The organism is Sedimenticola hydrogenitrophicus (genome assembly GCF_029017505.1).
Taxonomy (GTDB): Bacteria; Pseudomonadota; Gammaproteobacteria; order Chromatiales; family Chromatiaceae; genus Sedimenticola; species Sedimenticola hydrogenitrophicus_A.
Window position 1 is genome coordinate 1 of record NZ_JAQGEI010000094.1, and the last position, 1,425, is coordinate 1,425.

At 59.6% G+C, this 1,425-nt stretch carries 2 protein-coding genes and 1 pseudogene; all 3 read right to left on the reverse strand.

Translation table 11 applies throughout. The annotated features are described in order from the left end of the window. Positions 1-120: 120 nt before the first annotated feature. Positions 121-327 carry a hypothetical protein gene (locus tag O9K64_RS23365; RefSeq protein ID WP_260296010.1) on the reverse strand — a complete coding sequence of 69 codons (207 nt, stop codon included), beginning with the start codon at positions 325-327 and terminating at the stop codon, positions 121-123. A gap of 19 nt (positions 328-346) precedes the next feature. Then, the gene (locus O9K64_RS23370) at positions 347-1,180 is read right to left on the reverse strand and encodes an ExeA family protein (RefSeq protein WP_275100529.1); all 834 of its coding nucleotides are present in this window, start codon (positions 1,178-1,180) and stop codon (positions 347-349) included. Further along, positions 1,177-1,425 (reverse strand): annotated as a pseudogene (locus tag O9K64_RS23375) (IS481 family transposase); the annotation flags it as partial. The gene O9K64_RS23370 and the pseudogene O9K64_RS23375, both read right to left, overlap by 4 nt.

Here is a 1,425-nt window from a genome sequence, read left to right on the forward strand (position 1 = left end):
TGAGCGTAACCACCCTAATCGATGTCCCGGCACTCACACTATTTGATGGCCTACCCGGCAAAGATAAACGGGTGGTATAAGGTCCCGTACCACCCGTTACCCAGTTCCGAGAGCGGATCCTCAGAAGTCGGGCAACTCGTCTTCAAAGGGTTCAAACAGGTCGGGCTGATTCCGCTCTTCGACGAGACTCTGCTGATGCCTCCGTAGTTGGGCGAAGTAGTGGTTCTCGAAGGCGGAGGTCAGGTCGTAAAGGAAGTCGAGGATCTCGGTGGCAGCATCATCGGTCAGGTCCGGTGCTGCAGCCAGCATAAGAGGCGTGTGCTCCATAGGTATCTCCTTGGGTGGGTCACGTACGCTTTCTGGCCTTGGACGGGCTTGGCGTAAAGAGTTCCAGAAAGAGCTTTTCATCCAGTTGGGTGAGTTCACGTTGTGCGGCTGTCGCCAGCAGTTCTCCGGCCATACCGGTGAGTACCCGGTAGTTGCCAACCGCATGATCACAGAGGGTAGTGGCCAGTTCCTTACTCATGAGATGGGGCGCACCGGCGGTGCGCAGCAGATGATTCAAGCACTCGCCCAGCTCCTCTCGTGTGGCATACTCCATGATCAGGCGGGTACGGATACGACTGCCCAGGGGAAGCAGTTCATCGCGCCGTAATTTGTGGTTCAGACGGGCATCTCCGGCCAACACCACGCTGAGCAGATTGCGTGAGTCAAACTGCATACTCGAGAGCAGTCGCAGTTCATTGAGTACACCGGCGTGCATCTCCTGGGCTTCATCGATCAGCAATACCGGGCGCAGCAGGGTACCCTCCAGGTGGGCCAACCACCGCTCACGCAGCGCCTTGAAGCCACCCCACCGGTTGTGAGGGCGTAGTTCCACCCCGAACAGATCCCCCATCTCACGATAGAAGTCGGCCAGGTTGCCACTGGGGTGAACGATGGCCCCCACCGTCAGGTCATGCCGTTGCCCCAGACGTTGTGCCAGCACGCGCAGCACCACGCTCTTGCCGGTGCCCGGATCACCACTGATCATGGCAAAGCCCCCCTCCCGGATCAGTCCCTGATCGACCCGCCAGCAGAAGCTTTCCACCTTGGCATTGCTATAGAGCGCCTCTAACGGTAGTTCGGGTGAGAAGGGATTCCATTTGAGCCCATACAGGGCGAGTAGCTTTTTGTTCACTTGTCGGTCTCCTGATTGATGGGCAGATAGGCCGGCGGGTAACCGGTGGCCGCATAGTCGGCCAAGCACTGGCGCAGCAGGGGTGGCAATGCATTGCCCGATGGTGTCTCCTCCAGCGATGCTCTGGTGCTGCGGGCTCTTCGTCGACCCTCGGCATTGGCGCTCTTGTCGAGCGGCATGAGCGGGCACAGGGGCTTGAGTGTGCGGGGATCGATCAGCTCCACCGCGCGGAGATCCCAGCGGGC